Genomic DNA, 18,852 nt, shown 5'->3' with positions numbered 1-18,852 from the left:
CATGTTCGGATTGTTACGTCTTCCCATCCTGCTGGCGATCGCATTTATTGTGGGCGTATTCTTCGAACGCTCGAACCAGCGCGAGGCGTGCGAGGTGATCGGACAATGGCGGGACGGGCTATGTGTGACGGATGGTCGAAATGAGTGATCTGATCTGCGTAGGCAGCATCGCGGGCTCGTATGGGGTGCGCGGCGAGGTGCGGCTGAAAAGTTTCTGTGCCGTCCCCGAGGATATCGAAGGCTATTCGCCGCTGACAGACGAAGAAGGTAAAGAGCGCTATCCCGTAGTCCTGACCCGCGCGATCAAGAACGGCTTTGCCGCCCGGCTGGGTGGCATTGAGACGAAGGAAGCGGCGGATGCGCTGAATGGCCTGCGCCTTTACGCGCGGCGCGATCAATTGCCGTCGCTGCCGGATGATGAGTTTTACCACACCGACCTTATCGGGCTTGAGGTTTATGACACCGGCGGCACCCTGCTGGGTCGGGTGAAATCGGTTCAAAATCACGGCGCGGCGGATCTGTTGGAACTGCACGGTCCGGGCTTAAAGGCCACCGTGCTGCTGCCGTTTACACTCGAATCCGTTCCGACCGTTGATCTGGACAAGGGCCGCATCATCGCTGATCCGCCCGAGGGCCTGCTGTAATGCGCCGCGTGTTGCTGCATCTGGGTCTGCACAAGACCGGGACGACGGCGGCACAGTCCTTTCTGTTCGAAAACCGCTCACTGATCTGGCCGCACCATGCGTTGGTCCTGCCCTATCGGACCCGCAAAACCGGCTTGTCCGAAGCAGCCACACGCTATTCCGTCTACGGCACCCCCGGCGCGATGAGCGATTTCAAGGATCAGATGCGGCACTTTCTGAATTCGCTGGAATTCGGCCAGAAACGCGGGCTGGTTCTGAGTGAAGAAAACTTCTCGGGCCTGCGCCCCAGCCGCAATGTCGCGGTGGGCTATGAGGCCGCGCCCGAGCTTGCCTCGTGCCTTGTCGGCCTGATCCGCGACCGGTTTGCCGGGGAAGAGGTGCATATCACGATCTACTACTCCTTGCGCCAACGCGGAAGCTGGCTGCGCAGCCTGTGGGCACATGATCTTCAACGCTCGCGCCTAATTCAGGATTTTGAGGCTTTCCGCGCAAGACTTGAACCGGTGCCGTCGCCTCAGGTTGCTGCGGCGGCTGTGCGCGACCGTTTGCCCTCGGTCTCGGTCCGCACCGAATGGCTGGAAGACCTGCAGGGCCAGCGACATGGGCTTGGAAGCACTTTTGCTGAATTCCTTGACCTGCCTGCGGACAAAGCCGCCGAATTGGTAGGCCCGACCCGATCAAACCCACGCCTGCCCGAGGATGTCTTGCAGCAGATGCTGGAAATGAACCGATCCGATCTGGACGATGCTGCGCTGATCGATCAAAAGACCGCTTTGGTTCAAAGCGCCCAAAATGATCTGATCGGCTCGAGATGACAGATAAACCCGGAAAGTCCCATGGCCGCAAAGCCATCCGTCCAACGTTGAAGCCGCGCGAGTTGATGACGCCGACGCCCGATCTGCACGGGGTGTGGAAGGCCAAGATTATCACGTTGTTCCCATCTGCCTTCCCCGGTGTTCTAGGCGAAAGCCTGACCGGCAAGGCCCTGCAAGAAGGGCTATGGCAGTTGGAAACTGTGGATTTGCGCCAATTCGGGATCGGCAAGCACCGCAATGTGGATGACACCCCGGCGGGCGGCGGTGCGGGCATGGTGCTGCGTGCCGATGTGCTGGGTGAGGCCATTGAGCATACGATGGCGGGCATCCGGGGCAACTGGCCGTTGATCTACCTCAGCCCGCGTGGGCGTCGGATGGATCAGAAAATGATGCAAAACCTGGCTCGCTGCGATGGCATGACCCTGTTATGTGGTCGTTTCGAAGGCGTCGATGAGCGCGTGCTGGAGCACTACGGCGTGCAAGAGATCAGCTTGGGTGATTTTGTCATGACCGGGGGTGAAATCGCCGCACAGGCCCTGATCGACGCCACCGTGCGGCTGATCCCGGGCGTTCTGGGCAACCAGGCCTCAGCCGAGGAGGAGAGCTTTTCCTCTGGCTTATTGGAGCATCCGCAATACACCCGCCCCGCCGACTGGAAAGGCCGCCCGATCCCCGAGATCCTGATGTCAGGCCACCATGGACGCATTGCGGATTGGCGTCATGAAATGTCGGAACAGATCACCCGCGAACGGCGGCCGGATCTGTGGGACGCCTATCGAAAATCAGAAGATAAGGGCTAAGACTAACGGGTTGCCTTCCACAACGCCCAGGTTTCCGGCGTGCCGTTGAAGGTGTTGATGTCCACCTTACCCTGAACCCCCGGCACCAGCCCGGTGCCGGTGTATTGCCAGAACCGCCAGACCGAGCCTGGATAAACGTTGCGCGGGTGGCCCGCGACCGAGCGCAGCCAGAACTCAGTTTTGGGAAGTCGTCCGATATCGGTGTCGCCGTAGAAATCCACCGTCGTGTAGACAATCGGGCGTCGGCCATAGTGGCGCTCGAGAATATCAAGGAACCGCTGCGCCTCGGCCCGAACGGTTCGGCCATCAGGGCGCAGGGTGCAGGTTTTGGAATGGGGCGTCCATTCCATATCCAGCACATGCGGCAGGTCGGCCCCTTTGGGCACGTTCTGGATGAACCAACGCGCCTGTTCATGGGCCGGACGGCAGAAATAATAATAGTGATAGGCCCCCCACGGCACTCCGGCAGCTTGTGCGCCGCGTCGGTGCTCGTCGAACATCGGGTCGGTAAAATCTCCGCCCTCGGTGGCTTTGATGAAGGCAAAGCTGACACCGTTCTTCTGCGCGGTGCGCCAATCAATCGGCCCCTGCCAACGCGAGACATCCAGCCCATGCACCGGGTAATGGCCGGGATGACGTCCCTCCCACGGGTGCGGGTCAGCGTCACCAAAGGCGGGGTAGATGATCGAAGGCGGGGTCGTGTCCGCGAAGGCCTGCGGCTCAACCGCCTGAGGTTGCGGGCCGCGGCGACCACATGAGACAAGTGCAAGCGCCATAACGGCCAGCAGAAGTGCTTTGCGCATCTTATGATCCTGTATCAAATATCTGCTCTTATAATTAATCCCAGAATGCCTGATCTGGTGAACAAGGCAACGGTGGATTTGACGGGTGGCAAAAACTCACCTGTTTCACCAAGAATAAGGCTTGATCCCCGCCCGCAAAGCCCGTAAAGCAGCGCAATCCGGTGTGGCGTTATGCGACTCCGGTGTTTTGGTTTGCATCCTGACGTGACGCCCAGCTTTCTTCGGCACCGGCGCGACAGGGCGGACCGGACCAAAAGGAACATTCGATCTGACCTCTGGCGGGCTGTGCGCAGGACCCGGTGAAGACCAAGAGCTCTCAGGCCGTGCCCAAACTTCGTGGACCAACCACGAGCAGATAGGAGTAACTGCGATGGACCTGATCGCACAGCTTGAGGCGGAACAGATTGCCGCCCTGGGGAAAGACATCCCCGATTTCAAAGCCGGTGACACCATCCGTGTCGGCTTTAAAGTGACCGAAGGGTCGCGTACCCGTGTGCAGAACTATGAAGGCGTCTGCATCGCGCGCAAAGGTGGCAGCGGCATCGCCGGTTCGTTCACCGTTCGCAAGATTTCGTTTGGCGAAGGCGTGGAGCGTGTGTTCCCGCTGCATTCGACCAATATCGACAGCATCACCGTTGTCCGCCGTGGCCGCGTTCGTCGCGCCAAACTTTACTACCTGCGCTCGCGCCGTGGTAAATCCGCGCGTATCGCAGAAGTCACCAACTACAAGCCCAAGGCTGGCGCCGAGGCGTAAGGAGCGGAAAGATGAAAAAAGACATCCATCCCGATTATCACGTCATCAACGTCAAAATGACCGATGGCTCTGTGGTTCAGATGAAATCCACCTGGGGCAGCGAAGGCGACCAGTTGGCTCTGGAAATCGACCCTTCCGTGCACCCCGCATGGACCGGTGGTTCGTCGCGCCTGATGGACGCAGGCGGCCGCGTGTCGAAGTTCAAGAAGAAATACGAAGGTCTGGGCTTCTAATCCCGACCTGGTTGAAATGCGAAAGGCCGTCCAATTGGGCGGCCTTTTTTTGTTTTGGAATTACCCCACTGCACTTTGCGGCTGTTTCAGAAATCAAACCCGGTCTGGACCGGGGGCGTGTAAGGCTCAATCATATCTTCGCCCTCAGCTCCGCGCTTGATGGGTTTGACGGTGTGATATTCAAACCGGCCTTCGTACTGCGCACCCAACGACTGCTGCGCCTCTTGCGCGGTCGTGACGCCTGATAGCCAGTTTTCGATCTCATCCGGGGTCAGGATCACCGGCATTCGGCTGTGAATATGCGCGATCTGCGGGCTGGGTGTCCGGGTCAGGATCGTACAGCTATGGCTGCCATCATCCGTTCGGTAAAACCCCGCAAAGAACATCACCGGGGCATTGCGCTGAACCGTAATGTAGACCGGGCAATTATGGCCCTGATCCTTGGGCCATTCGTAATAGCCCAGCGCCGGAATAAGACAGCGCCCCTTGTTCCAGTACTCCTGCCAGAAGCTGACATTTTCGATCTTCGAGTTGATCATCGGCTTCTTGCTGCGCGGGTCCTTGATCTGCCAGCGCGCCGTCGCCAGCTCGGCCCGGTCTCCGTCCCAACGGACCATGCCAACCCGATTGGTCGGAGACACATTGTACCCGCCCGAAGGCAGCTGTTCGGGCAGATCAGGCGAGACCTTGCCGTAGAGAAAATACTCGGTAATCGCCAGCATTTCCCGCTGCGTCAGGTGACCGGCTGCAAATTTTCCACACATGGCGAAAACCTAGGCCGATTGGGTGCCGGTCACAAGTGGCCCCACCGACGATCAGTCCCTTGTCAGATCAACCGCGCTGTGCGGTGGAGGCACGGGGCCTCGCAGCATTACGGCAGCCAGGATCATCCCCAAAAGCGCAGCGATAGCGGCGACAAGCATGGCACTGTTAAATGCATCATCCTGCAGATCTCGCAAGGCGCGCGCCAACGCTTCGCCCGTGGTCGGATCAAGCGCCGCTATAAGCTGCTGCACCTGACTTGCAGTGCCATGTGTCAACGCATGGGCCAGATCAGCCCGTTGCTCGGACCCGGTGGGCAAGGCGTTGATCACTTCGGTCAGGCCGCGCCGGGTGGTGATCGCTTCAGCCAACCCGCCGACAACCGCACCAAGCGTGGCCCCAAAATAAAGGAACGCATTCACTACGCCCGAGCCCTGCCCCATATGTTCTTCCGGCAACAAGCGCAGCCCGAGACGCGGCAATAACGAAAAACCGATGCCAAGCCCGATCCCGATAATCACCAGCTTCCACCAAATCGCACCCATGCCGGTTGTGTTCGTCGTTGTCGTCAACAGCATGAACCCACAGGTCATGAACCCCATGCCCAGGATCACCGGCCATCGAAAACTGTAAGGTGCAAGAAAACGCGGAGCCACCACGGACACGACGAACATACTGAGGCTCAACGGCAGGATCGCCACCCCCGCCCCAACAGCGGACAGGCCAAACGCATCTGGCGATTGCACGAAGACGTTGAAATAGACGAAAAAGCTGAACAGCGCGAAGCCGGTAATGAACATCCCTGCCGCCGCCATGAAATAACGGGGGTGGCGGAAGTAGCGCAGCTCGATCAGAGGGTCCGCGCTGCGGCGCGAGGTGATGATCAGTGCAATCACCGCTACAGCCGACACGGCAAGCGGGATCAGGGTCGATCTTGTGGCCCATCCGTGGCTTTCCCCGTTGCTGAGCGCGAAGGATAGCGGGCCAAGCAGCAGGACCAATGCGACTGCACCCGCAAGATCGAACTTTGCGCCTGCAAGACGGGTGTCGGGGACGTAATGCTCTTTGCTGACCCGCAACCCGACCGCAAAGGCCACGATCAGCAGCGCCAGATCGGTGGCAAACACGCCCCGCCAGCTGAGGTAATGCGCAAACGCGCCGCCAACGATCGGACCAACACCAATTGCCAGCCCGACGATCGCGCCCCAGGCACCGGTGACGCTGGCCCGTTGTTCCTCGGGCGTGGCGGCAGTCAGCAGCGAAAGCGAGGTGCCAAACAGCGCTGCCGCCCCGGCACCTTGGGCCCCGCGGCCTGCCAGCAACATGGCTGCATCCTGCGAAAACAATACAAGGGCCGAGCCAAGACCGAACACGATCATTCCGGCAAAGAAGACGCCCATCTTGCCGGTGATATCGCCAAGTCGGCTGACGATGGTGACGAGGGTCGCGCTAACCACTGTATAGATCGCCATCACCCATTGCAGGCTGGAAGGCGACAGATCGAACTCGGCCTTCAGATTTGGCAGGATCGTCGCAACGGCGGTTGTGTTGAAGCCAACAACCATCATGCACAGCGCGGTCATCACCAGAACCAGACGTGCCCCTCCCGCGCCGGATATGTCCTCAGTGACGTCTTTTGGCATCTGCCTGTCCCCCGTTCAGGAATAGCGCGCTGGCCCTTCGGGCACCGTGTTGTGCCTATTATTAAACGGTTTTTTGCTGATAGATACTGTTTTTAGCGCGCTGCGCGCCCAGCGCCTATTAGATCCAGTAGGACAGCGCCAATGGCAGCACCAGGATCGTGGACAGAGTCGAAATCAGAATGAACCCGGCCACATCGGGTCCGTATTCCGGCGCATGCTGATCGATAAACAAATAGGTCGCGACAGAGGATGGCATCAAACAGCACAGGATCACCGCGCCCCGCTCAGCCCCGGTGAAGCCGAAGCTCCAGACCAACGCGCTGGCAATCACCGCAGCCATCAGCAGGTGCAGCGCTGTCAGCAAAACGGCTCGGCCAAGGCTTTTGATCCGCAGGGTCGCCAGCGTGTGGCCCAGCGTCAGCAACATCAGCGGGATCGAGAGCCCACCCAGAATATCAAAGGATTTGGCCACCGGTTGCGGCAGGCTGGTGCCCGTCGCCATCAACACCAGCGACAGTGCGACCGCGTAAATAATCGGCGAAGTCGCCAGTTTCTTGGGCGAGAACTCTCCGGCCGGAATCCACATGCCGATCGTGAAGATACTGATCAGCACAACCACCACAAATGCCATCGTATAGGCCATTCCCGCATCGCCCAGCGCCAAAAGGGTAATGGGCAGGCCGATATTGCCGACATTGCCATGCATCAGTGGCGTCAGAAATGCCCGCACCGGCAGCCGCATCAGTTTGAGCGCGACAAGCCCCAACAGCCCAAAACCTGCAATCGCCAAAGCGGCGGCCATCATGACATCAAGAAAGGTGCCGACCGCAATCTGGGTGGTTGAAAGGTGCGAGATTATTAGCGTCGGATACCCGACCCGCGAGACGATCCCGCCAATAACCTTGTTGTCATAAGGGGCCCTGATCACAGCCAGAGCGTAACCGATTCCAGCGCAAATCAGGACAGGCAGAACCACGTTCAAAACGTTCAGAAATAGATGATCCAATGGCTGCCCTCGATCACAAATCCATAGAATGGACAGTGAAACAGGGGTGTGTGTTTGGCAAGGATTTACCCTAACCCCCAAGTACCAAGCACTTTTCCAATTTGAGGCTTGATAATAGCGCTCAAGACGGCCCGAGGTTCTTCCCTTCCCGGCCTACACAACATATAGTGGCTGCTAACAACGTGTAGGCAAACACGGCGGGACTTGGGAATACAGGCATGGCACATATCATTGTGGTCGGGAACGAAAAGGGCGGCGCAGGCAAATCAACCGTGTCGATGCATGTGGCCACCGCATTGGCACGGCTGGGGCACAAGGTCAGCACACTCGATCTTGACCTGCGGCAGCGCAGTCTGGGCCGGTATTTCGAGAACCGCTTGAACTTCCTGAACGGCTCAGACCTGTCTCTGCCCAGCCCACGCCACCACGACCTGCCCGAGATTGACGCCAGCGCTCTGCAACCCGGTGAAAACATCTATGACCACCGCCTTTCGGCCGCCGTGGCCGAACTGGAAAGCGATAGCGATTTCATCCTGATCGACTGCCCCGGTTCGCACACTCGACTCAGCCAGGTTGCACATTCGCTGGCCGATACGCTGATTACACCGCTGAACGACAGTTTCATCGATTTTGACCTGCTGGCGCGGATCGATTCCAAAGGTGAGAAAATCCTTGGCCCCTCGGTCTATTCCGAGATGGTCTGGAACGCGCGCCAATTGCGTGCACAGGCCGGGCTGAAACCCATCGATTGGGTGGTGGTGCGCAACCGGGTCGGGACCCAGCGCATGGTCAACAAGGAAAAGATGCAACGCGCGATCGAAATGCTGTCACAGCGCATCGGCTTCCGCGTCGCCTCGGGCTTTTCCGAGCGAGTGATTTTCCGCGAGTTGTTCCCGCGCGGACTGACTTTGCTGGACCTCAAGGATATCGGGGTCAAGCAGCTCAATATCTCCAACATCGCCGCACGCCAGGAACTGCGCGACATGATGAAGGAACTGAGCTTGCCGGGTGTAGAGATCGATTTCTAGCCGCGTGGCAGCGTATGCACAGCTAACCAAAGTAAATCCAAGTGCCTTAAGATGCTCTACGTAGCCGCTCAAGTGTAAGCCACTCTCCGTCGCGCGCAGAGTCGGTAAACGCACATTTCCGGAGAACAGCTTGAGATGCCAAATTGTCTGTGTGCACAACCGCGATCACCCGGTAAACCTTGGGGCGTTGGCGCAAATATTCGTCACAGTACTGTGCGACGATCGAACTGGCGTACCCCTTGCCCCAATGCGTCTCACCCAACCAATAGCTGACTTCGGCGCTGCCCGATCCCTTTTCTAGCATACGAACCTGTCCGATTGCGTGCCCATCTTTCTCGATGGCCAACACCTGATGATGATTTTCGTAACCCAGTTCGATCAATTGGGCGGCATCGTCCGCACTGATTGGGCCTGGATAGACCTCCGGCAGATAGCGCCACAGGCGCTCAGAGGAAAGCATCGCCGCATACACTGCCGAGTCCTTCAGATCCCATGCACGGAAGTGAAATGGCCGGGGATTCGGACGCTCGAATGTGCCCAGGATGTCATCCTCACATTCCAGTGGGACCCAGCCTATTTGAATCGGGTCGTAAGCGACCTCGACACCGTTCGTCTGACACCATTTGACTTCACGTTCGGAAAGAACACCCTGCGACCTCAATCTGCGCAGATCAACTGATCTCGTATGCCCGCAGGAGTGTTCAGATCGAATAGATTTGTTTTGAATGTTCATGACGTCCTCCGAGCGAACACACCAACACCAAGTGCTCTGAAACAAGAGACTGCGCCAATTGTTGGATATTCCAACAAAATAGGATAGCCTATTATTCAACAATATTTGATTGGAAAAACCTATTGATCGACATCCAGCTGACATTGAAACAACTGTCCTATTTCCGTACGCTGGCCGACACTGGCCACTACAGGAAAGCCGCCGAGCGTATCGGCATTAGCCAGCCTTCTCTTAGCCTGCAGATTGCTAATTTGGAATCTGTGCTTTGTCTGAACCTCGTCGAACGAGGCCGCGCCGGAGCGATGCTGACGCCTGAAGGACGAGAAATTCTTGAGCAAACCCGAAGCATACTATCTGATGTGATGGCCCTGCAAGAAACACACAATCGGATGAAATCCGAACTTTCAGGAAGTTTTCGCCTCGGCTCATCCCCAACGCTGGGGCCCTATCTGTTGCCGCGCGTTTTTCTGCATTTGCATCAGAACCACCCGGATCTGAGATTGATCGTGCGTGACGGCCCCCCCTCAGAACTACTGCAAGAACTGCTGAGCGGAATGCACGACGTTATTCTGACGCAACTGCCGGTGAAATCGGCCGATGTTTTTGTTCAGCGATTACTGCGAGAGCCTCTTCATCTGGCTGTGGCCCTCAGCCATCCGCTGGCAAAAAAGGAATACGTAGAAGACGAAGATCTAAAGGGGGAAAACGTTTTGGTCCTGTCGCGGCGCTTCACCCTCCACAGCCAGATCGAAAACCTGACCAAGGAGGTCGGCGCAAATCTGCTGTATGACTATGAAGGCACCAGTTTGGATGCCATTCGTCAGATGACCGCTATGAATATCGGAATCTCATTCCTTCCATCACTTTATGTGGCGTCCGAAGTGCCCAAATTTGGCGGGGACGTGGCACTTGTGCCCTATAGGCCCGGCCGCCTGAATAGGTCGATTGGCCTTGTCTGGCGCGCCTCCAGTGGCCACCATCGCGCATTCAGCTTTATCTCAGACGCCATTCGCAGCGTTGCCAAGACAGATTATTCTGGATTGGTCAGCGTTGAAAAATAGTGGTGTTGACCCCTGGCCTTAAGCTACCGCATTAAGCAGCTGTACAATGGCCAGACCTAGCCAGCCGTTCTGTAGATGGTAAACAACTCTTTTGGCTCTGCCACGCCCCGCAACATATAGCGACCGACCGAGATCAGATCCTGATCGCAGGGATGGGCAGCGCGGGCTACATCGTCGGAAATCAGGATCCGCTGCCCCAGTGACCGATGCATCCCCGCAATTCTGGACGTCTGATTGACCGCCGGACCAATGACGGTGAAATCCAGCCGACTTTCGGAGCCGATGTTTCCATAGAGGATCTCACCAGAGTGCAATGCCAGCGTATAGTTCGAAACCGGTTGACCCCGTGAACTCCGCTGAGTGTTCAATTCGGCCATACGCTCTTGCAGCATGGTCGCCGCAGCCAGCGCGGCGCGGGCATCGGCATCGATCTCGCCGACATCAAACATCGCCATGACACCGTCGCCCATGAACTTCAGGATGTTGCCTTCGCATTGATGAACAACATCGACCACCACACCCAGGTAGTCATTCAGCATATCTATAACTTCGATCCCTGGCATCTCTTCTGACAGGCTGGTGAACCCTTCTAGATCGAAGTTCCAGATCACCGCATCGATCTGCTGCAGTGACCCGCGACGGATTTCACCGGACAAGACCCGACGACCGGCATCGCGCCCTAGATAAACCCGCATCAAATCTTTCGACACCCGCGCGTTCGAGGCTGACTTCAGAGCCAGCCCCAGATGCGGTAGCGCCGTATTGATCACATCCAGATCATCGTCGCAGAATCCTTCCGGCGCATTGCTGGACCAGGACATCAAGACGCCGTCGATTGCCTCTTTCGCATCATAGGGGTTGCGTTGAGCCGGCACATCAAAGCTGATGCCAGTCGCGTAATAGTCCGTGGCCCCGTTTTCCCGCAACTCGTTTAGCAGGGGAAAACGGCTGGGTTCGTTCTGATCGACCAGCCGTTCACGGATAGCATCGATATCTTCGTGCAATACGGCATACAGCGGACTTTGTGTCCAAACTTCACTGGGCTCTTCGGAATACTCGAAGGTTTCCAGATTACTTCCTTTGCTGCGGTACCAGCTATAGCCCGTTCCGCCATAGACGGGATGCAAGGCCGGTTGCGCCGCATGAAAGCGCATCAAGGGCACACCAAGATCAACTAAACGGGTGCAATACCCGTCCAGAAGTTCTTGTTTGTCGGCCCCTTCCAGGCCGCGGGTCACCAACCAATCTATCAGATCATGGGATTTTGCCGTTGGGGAATCCGGCGCTGTCATGTGTCGTTCCTGTGTCCGTTATGACGTTGATCTGGGGGCAGCTGTACCGGATTACCAGTACCCTAATCCATTCCGGCCAGACGTCGCAGCATCATGCGCAGCAAAGCGGCCTCACCCGTGGTGAAACGCGATGCCAGTTTCTGATCATAATCCTGCGCGATACCGCTTAACTCGCGATAAACCTTCTGGCCAGCCGAGGTCAGCGATAGCCGCTCAACCCGCCGGTCATTTTCATCCCGCAACCTTTGCAAATATCGGCGCTGTTGCAATCGGCTGACCGCACGGCTGACCTTGGTTTTGTGGATTTTGGCACGCTCAACAATGTCGCGTGCGGTCATCTCACCATGATTGCCCAGATGAAACAGCACCCGCCATTCGGTGCGCAGCATTCCGTAGCGATCCTTGTAAACGCGCTGAAACTCAAGCGAACTTTCCTCGGCCGCCTGATTCAACAGGAACGGCAGGAAATTTCGCAAATCAAACTCATCTTTTTGGTCATTTTTAGGCTGGGTCATCCTTGTTAGTTACAAAATCAACTATTATTCGACAAGTGACAAGTTGAAGGATCACCGGAGACGAGATGAGTTTTGATATCTGGATCACCTATGTGGCGACGGTGTTGCTGCTGATGAGCACACCGGGGCCAAGCCAGTTGCTGATGCTGTCGAACTCGGCAACCAATGGGCTGCGGCGAGGTTTTTTTACCGCTGCGGGTGATTTGACGGCCAATTTCTTTCAAATGTTGGCCGCCGGTCTGGGTCTGGCTGCCCTGATCGCCACGTCCGGGACCGCCTTTACCGTGATCAAGTGGTTGGGCGTGGCCTATCTGGTCTATCTCGGCGTCAAGCAAATCGTGAAGGCACGCGTTGCCGAAACCAACGATGCGCCACGTGCCAGCCGCAAGGCGCTCTGGATGCAGGGCTTCATCACCTCTGCCGCGAATCCCAAGGCGGTGGTGTTCTTCGCCGCTCTGTTTCCGCTGTTCATCGATGGCGCGCTGCCATTCTGGCCGCAATTCGCCATCCTCTCGGCCACATATCTGATCATAGACGGGTTGTTTCTGATGGCCTATGGCTCCACTGCCAGTTGGCTGGCCCGGCGCCTGCAGGGGCCGGCAAGGCTTTGGCTCGACCGGATCGGTGGCAGCTTCATGATATTGGCGGCAGTCCTGCTGGGCTTCAAATCCCTGCGCGCCGCCTCGTAACCGAAAGACATAAGGACGCAATATGCCTTTGAAGAAATCCTGGGTCGCATCGGCCAATTCCGCCGACCACCCCTTCCCGCTGAACAACCTGCCTTATGGCGTGTTCTCGACCGAAACCACCGAGCCCCGCTGCGGCGTTGCCATCGGCGACATGATCTTCGACGTGACTGCTGCCGAAGCTGATGGATTAATCGCGCTGTCGGATGAGCCGCTGTTCGATCTGCCCTTCTGGAATCCGCTAATGGAAGAAGGCCCTGCCGTATGGGCTGCATTGCGCGACCGCCTTTCTACGCTATTGGCTGAAGATTCGGACGAACAGCACAAGATCGAAGGTCTGCTGATCCCGCAGGACGAGGCCGAGATGCACATGCCCTTTGCCGTCAGCGAATACACCGATTTCTACGCGGGCCGCCACCATGCCCAGAACGTGGGCACCATGTTCCGCGGCCCGGAAAACGCATTGCCGCCGAACTGGCTGCACATCCCCATCGGCTATAACGGCCGCGCGTCGTCTGTTGTCGTTTCAGGCACAGATATCCGTCGCCCCTGGGGTCAGTTGAAATCGCCCGATCAGGACCTGCCTGCTTTCCTGCCCAGCCGTCGATTTGATATCGAACTAGAGATGGGTGCAATCGTGGGCACACCGTCTGACGGCCCAATTTCAGTGCAGGAAGCCGATGACAACATCTTTGGCTATGTCCTGCTAAACGACTGGTCCGCGCGCGATATTCAGGCCTGGGAATACCAGCCGCTGGGGCCATTTCAGGCCAAGGCGACCGCGACCTCGATCAGCCCGTGGATCGTGACCAAAGCGGCGCTGGAACCGTTCCGTTGCGATACGCCCGATCGTGAGTTTGCCCTGCTGGACCACCTGAAGGATTGCGGCCCGATGCTCTATGACATCGATTTGGCCGTGACGATGGCGCCCGAGAATAAAGACGCCACGACCATCGCACGAACCAATTATCGCGAGATGTACTACTCGGCGGCGCAGCAGTTGGCGCATCACTCGACGTCTGGGTGTCCGATGAACACGGGCGACCTGTTGGGGTCCGGCACCATTTCGGGGCCGAACAAGCCAGAGCGCGGATCACTTCTGGAACTCAGCTGGGGCGGGAAAGAGCCACTGACGCTGGACACAGGCGAGACCCGCACCTTCATCGAGAACGGGGACACGCTGACCCTGACCGGCGCAGCCAAGGGCGACGGCTATACCATCGGGTTCGGCGATTGCACCGGCACCGTGCTGCCCGCACTCGAAAATCCATTCGCCAGAGATTGATGCAGGTCCAGTCCGCATATTCAGAGCGCGCTCTGCCAGTCCTTAACGGCCTCGATGGGATAAAGCAGCATCAGCACGTTCAGCGTCAGACCATCGCGGATCAGCGCGGTGGTCACGATCTCGAACCCCAGCGCAATGGTGACCGTCATCCAGATCGGCAGGCGACGCGCCAACCAGAACCCCAGCATCATCGCGCCAATATCGGCGATCGAGTTGACGACACTGTCGCCGTAGTAATCCAGCGAGATCGTGACCGCGCGGTAATGTTCGATCACGGCATTGGTGTTCTCGGAAATCTCCCACGCGACTTCTATCAAGGTGGCGATGAACAACCGCCAGCCAACGGCAAGGCGGCGCGCCACCAGCCACAGAAGACCGTAAAACAGAAAGCCATGAATGATGTGGCTGGGCGTGTACCAATCGGTCAGATGCTGCGAGCTTTCGGAACTGAAGGTTTCACCATGCCACAGCTTGACATAACCGCATTTGCAAATCGGTTCGCGGCCCATCCACAGCAGGATGATGGCGCAGGCAATGACAACACAAGCGGTTGCCCAATAGGGCAAAAATCGACGCTCAAACATATGGCGACAACATCATCAAAGCCAGTCGCTGTCCAGAAGGGAAATCACTGATATGACCAAGGCATTTGCGTCCCAGGGGGACATGTCGGAAAAGAAAATCAGCTTCACCGAGGTGGGCGAAGGGCTCTATGCCTTCACCGCCGAAGGCGACCCGAACTCGGGCGTGATCATCGGCGATGACAGCGTGATGATTGTCGAGGCGCAGGCGACGCCGCGTCTGGCCAACAAGGTGATCGAATGCGTGCGGTCGGTGACTGACAAGCCGATCACCCATGTGGCGCTGACCCATTACCACGCAGTACGCGTGCTGGGCGCGAGCGCCTTTGGTGCGCAACAGATCCTGATGTCGGATATGGCGCGCGCCATGGTGGTTGAACGCGGTCAGGAAGACTGGGACAGCGAATTCCAACGCTTCCCGCGTCTCTTTGAAGGACACGAAAGCATCCCCGGCCTCACATGGCCCACCACCACCTTCAGCGACACTATGACGGTTTATCTGGGCAACCGCCGGATCGACCTGATGCATCTGGGCCGTGCGCATACCGCTGGCGATATCGTCATCCACGTGCCCGATCAGAATGTCATGTTCACCGGTGATATCGTCGAATACCACTCGGCTTGCTATTGCGGCGACGGGCATTTCAGCGACTGGGGCGATACGCTGGATGAGATCAAGTGGTTCGACGTAGACGCTATCGCGCCGGGGCGCGGCGACGCTCTGGTCGGTAAAGACATGGTCAACGCGGCCATCAAAAACACCCGCGATTTCGTGGAAAGCACCTACCGCCCGGCAGCAAAGGTCGCGGCGCGTGGCGGTTCGCTGAAAGAAGCCTGGGACGCCGTGCGCGCAGAATGCGACCCAAAATTCGCCGACTATGCGATCTACGAACACTGCCTGCCCTTCAATGTTGCCCGCGCCTATGACGAGGCCCGCGGCATCGACACGCCCCGTATCTGGACCGCCCAGCGCGATCTGGAGATGTGGGAGGCCCTGCAGGGCTAAGAATTCCGGGCCGGATTTGATCCAGATCGTGGCGGCCCGGATTTGACGGTGAAACTCTAACGCAAGACCTCCGGCGCAACTGCGCCGGGGAACAGATGAGGTGCGCCCGATGCGCCAGAAATGGGAGAGAGAGAGTGAACAAGATTTTTGAAGTTCCACTTTATGCCTACGAGGCCAGCCCGGATCAATCCGCGCCAGCGCCCGTGCGCCACAAGGTCATCGTTGTTGGGGCCGGTCCGGTGGGTCTGGCCGCCGCCATCGATCTGGCCCAGCAAGGGGTCGAGGTGCTGGTGCTGGACGACAACGACAAGGTCAGCTTCGGCAGCCGCGCCATTTGTTTTGCCAAGCGCCCGCTGGAAATCCTCGACCGTCTGGGTTGCGGGCAGCCGATGGTGGACAAAGGCGTTCTTTGGAACAAGGGCAAAGTGTTCTTCGACGAACGTCAGGTCTACGAGTTCGACCTGCAGCCCGACAGCGGCGATCAGCGCCCGGCCTTCATCAACCTGCAGCAATACTATTTCGAGCAGTTTCTGGTCGACCGCGTCCGCGAATTGCAAGCGCAGGGTGCACCGATCGAAATCCGCGGCCGCAACAAGGTCGAAGCCGTTGGAACCCACCCCGATCACGTCAAGCTTGAGGTCGAAACGCCTGAGGGTTCGTACACCATCGAAGCGGATTGGGTCATCGCCTGCGACGGCGCGGGCTCACCCATGCGCGCCATGATGGGTAAGGATTTTGTGGGCCGCGTGTTCGAAGACAACTTCCTGATCGCTGATGTGATTATGGAGGCCGATTTCCCCTCGGAACGCTGGTTCTGGTTCGATCCGCCGTTCAACAAAGGCCAATCTGCGTTGCTGCATAAACAACCCGATGGCGTCTGGCGCATCGATCTGCAACTGGGATGGGATATCGACAAGGAACGCGAAAAGCGCCCGGAAAACGTGATCCCGCGCCTCAAGGCCATGCTGGGCGAGGAGGTAAATTTCGAGCTGGAATGGGTCAGCATCTACACCTTCCAGTGCCGCCGGATGGAGCAATTCCGCCATGGCCGCGTGATCTTTGCCGGTGATAGTGCCCATCAGGTCAGCCCGTTTGGCGCACGGGGCGCAAACTCGGGCGTGCAGGATACCGACAACCTGTGCTGGAAACTGAAACTGGTGATTGAGGGCAACGCCCCTGAATCTTTGCTGGACAGTTACGATCAGGAACGCATTTACGGCGCGGACGAGAATATCCTGAACTCAACCCGCTCGACCGATTTCATCACCCCGAAATCGCAGATGTCACGCATCCTGCGCGACGCGGTGCTGGACTTGAGCGAGCACTATGACTTCGCCCGCCCGATGGTGAATTCTGGCCGCCTGAGCGTACCTTGCGTCTATGACGGCTCGTCGTTGAATTCGGCGGATGCGTTGAACGGGCCGACGCAGACGCGTCCCGGAGCGTCCTGCCCCGATGCGCCCTTGGGTGACGGCTTTCTACTGCCTAAACTGGCTGGACAGTTCACGCTGCTGACCATCGACGCCGATGCACCAGATGAGATCGAGGTCGATGGCATCATCGTCAAACGCCTGGCACTCTCGGTCAAAGACGACCCGACCCTAACGCTGAAGCGCCGCTATTTAGGCGATGCCAGCGGAGCGGTTTATCTGATCCGTCCCGATCAGCACGTGGCCGCCCGCCGCGACACCTACGAAGAAAATGCATTCCGGCACGCGGTGCGCCGCGCCACAGGCAAGGAGTAAGCGACATGGCTGATCTGATCCTCTCATCCAATCTGACCCAGGCAGACGATTTCTATGCCGATCTGGTGGCCGCCCATGAAGGGCTTGAGAAAGCCGAAAGCGATGCTTTCAACGCGCGCCTTGTGCTGGTTCTGGCAAACCACATCGGCGACAACGCGGTGCTGAAGCAGGCGTTGGACGCCGCAGCCCTGAAACAGGAGTAAGCCCATGAAAATCGAACAGATTCACCACGTCGCCTATCGCTGCAAGGACGCGAAAGAGACCGTAGAATGGTACGGCAAGATGCTGAACATGGATTTCATTCTGGCGATTGCCGAAGACCATGTGCCCTCCACCCATGAACCTGATCCCTACATGCACCTGTTTCTGGATGCCGGAAATGGCAATGTGCTGGCGTTTTTTGAGCTGCCTACCAAGCCGGAAATGGGGCGCGATCCCAACACGCCGATTTGGGTGCAGCACATCGCATTCAAGGTGAAGGACCGTGATGAGCTGATCGCATTCAAGGACCATCTCGAAGCCAACGGCGTCGAGGTTCTGGGTGTCACGGATCATTCGATCTTTCATTCGATCTATTTCTTCGATCCGAACGGTCACCGGGTGGAACTGGCTTGCCCCGACCCCGAGGAAGAGGCCATGCTGGCCCGGCTGGATTCGGTCAAATGGGATATGCTCGAAGAATGGTCGCGCACCAAACGAGCCCCTCAGCATGCCGACTGGCTGCATGCCAAGGAACTAAGCAAAGGCTAACCATCGTATGTCCGAAGTGGTTCTGTTTGATTACTGGCGTTCGTCCGCCAGTTACCGGGTGCGGATTGCACTGAATCTGGCTGGGATCACCTACCGCCCGGTCGTCGTGGATCTGGTGAACGGGGCGCATCGCGCCCCGGATCATTTGGACCGCAACCCGCAAGGTCTGGTCCCGGTGCTGGATATCGATGGGGTTCGGCTAACCCAATCGCTCGCGATCCTCGACTATCTGGATGAGACCCGCGAACTGGGTCTGCTGCCAACCGATCCGGCCAAGCGAGCCGCGGCGCGGGCATTGGCGCACAGTATCGCGGTGGATATCCATCCGGTCTGCAACCTGTCGGTTGCCAAACATGCCACCGCGCTCAGCCAAGGTGCAGGTGACATGCCCGGCGACTGGATGCGCCACTTCATTAGGCCCGGCCTGCTGGCATTTGAATCACTGCTGGGTGGCTTTGATCAGAGCCCGTTCTGCACTGGTGACACCCCCGGTCTGGCGGATATCTGCCTGATCCCGCAGCTTTATAATGCGCGCCGGTGGGAAGTTGATCTCTCCGACATGCCACGCCTGACAGCAGTCGAGGCGGTCTGCGCCGAGCATTCTGCCTTTGCCGCAGCCCATCCCGACCTTCACGCTCCGCTCTGATCCGGCGCACAGGGTCTGTGTGGCGATGCGGGTGCACAAGCGCTCGGGTCGCCCTTAGGTTTTC

Annotated in this window: 23 protein-coding genes; 15 read left to right on the top strand and 8 right to left on the bottom strand. The window is 58.1% G+C overall.

Annotated features, from left to right (window positions below; translation table 11 throughout):
* Position 1 precedes the first annotated feature (1 nt).
* The 4 genes from ACR0CZ_RS05300 to trmD are packed head-to-tail and all read left to right on the top strand — an operon-like array spanning position 2 to position 2,259.
* On the top strand, positions 2-148 hold the full coding sequence (locus ACR0CZ_RS05300; RefSeq protein WP_170392664.1) for a hypothetical protein: 147 nt from the start codon (positions 2-4) through the stop codon (positions 146-148).
* A complete protein-coding gene (gene rimM / locus ACR0CZ_RS05295; protein ID WP_170392665.1) occupies positions 141-644 on the top strand; it encodes a ribosome maturation factor RimM in 504 nt (167 codons plus the stop codon). The genes ACR0CZ_RS05300 and rimM overlap by 8 nt, the downstream gene beginning before the upstream one ends.
* Complete coding sequence (locus ACR0CZ_RS05290) at positions 644-1,459, top strand: hypothetical protein (protein ID WP_170392666.1); 816 nt, start codon at positions 644-646, stop codon at positions 1,457-1,459. The genes rimM and ACR0CZ_RS05290 overlap by 1 nt, the downstream gene beginning before the upstream one ends.
* Complete coding sequence (gene trmD, locus ACR0CZ_RS05285) at positions 1,456-2,259, top strand: tRNA (guanosine(37)-N1)-methyltransferase TrmD (RefSeq protein WP_170392667.1); 804 nt, start codon at positions 1,456-1,458, stop codon at positions 2,257-2,259. Before ACR0CZ_RS05290 ends, trmD begins: the two co-directional genes overlap by 4 nt.
* 2 nt (positions 2,260-2,261) lie before the next feature.
* On the opposite strand, the gene ACR0CZ_RS05280 is transcribed toward trmD, so the two are convergent.
* Positions 2,262-3,062 carry a glycoside hydrolase family 25 protein gene (locus ACR0CZ_RS05280; protein ID WP_170392668.1) on the bottom strand — a complete coding sequence of 267 codons (801 nt, stop codon included), beginning with the start codon at positions 3,060-3,062 and terminating at the stop codon, positions 2,262-2,264.
* 370 nt (positions 3,063-3,432) lie between these two features.
* Here ACR0CZ_RS05280 and rplS point away from each other — a divergent pair, with 370 nt between their 5' ends.
* Both rplS and rpmE read left to right on the top strand, forming a co-directional pair.
* Positions 3,433-3,816 carry a 50S ribosomal protein L19 gene (gene rplS / locus ACR0CZ_RS05275; protein ID WP_170328369.1) on the top strand — a complete coding sequence of 128 codons (384 nt, stop codon included), beginning with the start codon at positions 3,433-3,435 and terminating at the stop codon, positions 3,814-3,816.
* Between the two features lie 11 nt (positions 3,817-3,827).
* Entirely contained in the window at positions 3,828-4,049 is a 222-nt protein-coding gene (gene rpmE / locus ACR0CZ_RS05270; protein ID WP_170392669.1) for a 50S ribosomal protein L31, read from the top strand.
* An 86-nt stretch (positions 4,050-4,135) separates the two neighbouring features.
* Here the strand turns inward: rpmE and ACR0CZ_RS05265 are convergent, their stop codons facing one another.
* The 3 genes from ACR0CZ_RS05265 to ACR0CZ_RS05255 form a co-directional block, all read right to left on the bottom strand.
* Positions 4,136-4,813 carry an SOS response-associated peptidase gene (locus ACR0CZ_RS05265; protein WP_170392670.1) on the bottom strand — a complete coding sequence of 226 codons (678 nt, stop codon included), beginning with the start codon at positions 4,811-4,813 and terminating at the stop codon, positions 4,136-4,138.
* 51 nt (positions 4,814-4,864) lie between these two features.
* The gene (locus ACR0CZ_RS05260) at positions 4,865-6,454 is read right to left on the bottom strand and encodes an MFS transporter (RefSeq protein ID WP_170392671.1); all 1,590 of its coding nucleotides are present in this window, start codon (positions 6,452-6,454) and stop codon (positions 4,865-4,867) included.
* A 118-nt stretch (positions 6,455-6,572) separates the two neighbouring features.
* Positions 6,573-7,460 carry an AEC family transporter gene (locus tag ACR0CZ_RS05255; protein ID WP_170392672.1) on the bottom strand — a complete coding sequence of 296 codons (888 nt, stop codon included), beginning with the start codon at positions 7,458-7,460 and terminating at the stop codon, positions 6,573-6,575.
* 218 nt (positions 7,461-7,678) lie between these two features.
* Between ACR0CZ_RS05255 and ACR0CZ_RS05250 the strand changes: the two genes are divergently transcribed.
* Positions 7,679-8,488, top strand: coding sequence for a division plane positioning ATPase MipZ (locus ACR0CZ_RS05250; RefSeq protein ID WP_170392673.1), 810 nt, complete (start codon positions 7,679-7,681; stop codon positions 8,486-8,488).
* 46 nt (positions 8,489-8,534) lie between these two features.
* On the opposite strand, the gene ACR0CZ_RS05245 is transcribed toward ACR0CZ_RS05250, so the two are convergent.
* Entirely contained in the window at positions 8,535-9,221 is a 687-nt protein-coding gene (locus ACR0CZ_RS05245; RefSeq protein WP_170392674.1) for a GNAT family N-acetyltransferase, read from the bottom strand.
* 122 nt (positions 9,222-9,343) lie between these two features.
* Here ACR0CZ_RS05245 and ACR0CZ_RS05240 point away from each other — a divergent pair, with 122 nt between their 5' ends.
* Entirely contained in the window at positions 9,344-10,282 is a 939-nt protein-coding gene (locus ACR0CZ_RS05240) for a hydrogen peroxide-inducible genes activator (protein WP_255611813.1), read from the top strand.
* A 56-nt stretch (positions 10,283-10,338) separates the two neighbouring features.
* Here ACR0CZ_RS05240 and ACR0CZ_RS05235 read toward each other — a convergent pair whose 3' ends face one another.
* Together ACR0CZ_RS05235 and ACR0CZ_RS05230 are read right to left on the bottom strand one after the other, a co-directional pair.
* On the bottom strand, positions 10,339-11,574 hold the full coding sequence (locus ACR0CZ_RS05235; RefSeq protein ID WP_170392675.1) for an adenylate/guanylate cyclase domain-containing protein: 1,236 nt from the start codon (positions 11,572-11,574) through the stop codon (positions 10,339-10,341).
* A gap of 62 nt (positions 11,575-11,636) precedes the next feature.
* A complete protein-coding gene (locus ACR0CZ_RS05230) occupies positions 11,637-12,089 on the bottom strand; it encodes a MarR family winged helix-turn-helix transcriptional regulator (protein WP_170392676.1) in 453 nt (150 codons plus the stop codon).
* Positions 12,090-12,154: 65 nt separating this feature from the next.
* Between ACR0CZ_RS05230 and ACR0CZ_RS05225 the strand changes: the two genes are divergently transcribed.
* Both ACR0CZ_RS05225 and fahA read left to right on the top strand, forming a co-directional pair.
* On the top strand, positions 12,155-12,778 hold the full coding sequence (locus tag ACR0CZ_RS05225) for a LysE family translocator (RefSeq protein ID WP_170392677.1): 624 nt from the start codon (positions 12,155-12,157) through the stop codon (positions 12,776-12,778).
* A 22-nt stretch (positions 12,779-12,800) separates the two neighbouring features.
* On the top strand, positions 12,801-14,060 hold the full coding sequence (fahA, locus tag ACR0CZ_RS05220) for a fumarylacetoacetase (protein WP_170392678.1): 1,260 nt from the start codon (positions 12,801-12,803) through the stop codon (positions 14,058-14,060).
* A gap of 20 nt (positions 14,061-14,080) precedes the next feature.
* Here fahA and ACR0CZ_RS05215 read toward each other — a convergent pair whose 3' ends face one another.
* Entirely contained in the window at positions 14,081-14,644 is a 564-nt protein-coding gene (locus tag ACR0CZ_RS05215; protein WP_170392679.1) for a DUF2585 domain-containing protein, read from the bottom strand.
* Between the two features lie 52 nt (positions 14,645-14,696).
* Between ACR0CZ_RS05215 and ACR0CZ_RS05210 the strand changes: the two genes are divergently transcribed.
* From ACR0CZ_RS05210 to maiA, 5 genes are all read left to right on the top strand, one after another.
* Positions 14,697-15,647, top strand: a complete 951-nt coding sequence (locus ACR0CZ_RS05210) for an MBL fold metallo-hydrolase (protein WP_170392680.1) — start codon at positions 14,697-14,699, stop codon at positions 15,645-15,647.
* Between the two features lie 134 nt (positions 15,648-15,781).
* Positions 15,782-17,392: an FAD-dependent oxidoreductase gene (locus tag ACR0CZ_RS05205; protein ID WP_480537036.1), complete on the top strand. Its 1,611-nt coding sequence runs from the start codon at positions 15,782-15,784 to the stop codon at positions 17,390-17,392.
* Positions 17,393-17,397: 5 nt separating this feature from the next.
* Entirely contained in the window at positions 17,398-17,595 is a 198-nt protein-coding gene (locus tag ACR0CZ_RS05200; protein WP_170392682.1) for a DUF2783 domain-containing protein, read from the top strand.
* A gap of 4 nt (positions 17,596-17,599) precedes the next feature.
* Positions 17,600-18,142 (top strand): VOC family protein, encoded by a 543-nt coding sequence (locus ACR0CZ_RS05195; RefSeq protein WP_170392683.1) that lies wholly within the window; start codon positions 17,600-17,602, stop codon positions 18,140-18,142.
* Positions 18,143-18,149: 7 nt separating this feature from the next.
* The gene (gene maiA / locus ACR0CZ_RS05190; RefSeq protein WP_170392684.1) at positions 18,150-18,788 is read left to right on the top strand and encodes a maleylacetoacetate isomerase; all 639 of its coding nucleotides are present in this window, start codon (positions 18,150-18,152) and stop codon (positions 18,786-18,788) included.
* Positions 18,789-18,852: the final 64 nt, after the last annotated feature.

Source organism: Ruegeria sp. H9, from assembly GCF_056532915.1.
Note: the sequence above shows the minus strand (reverse complement) of the source record. Positions and strands in the feature narration are given on the sequence as shown.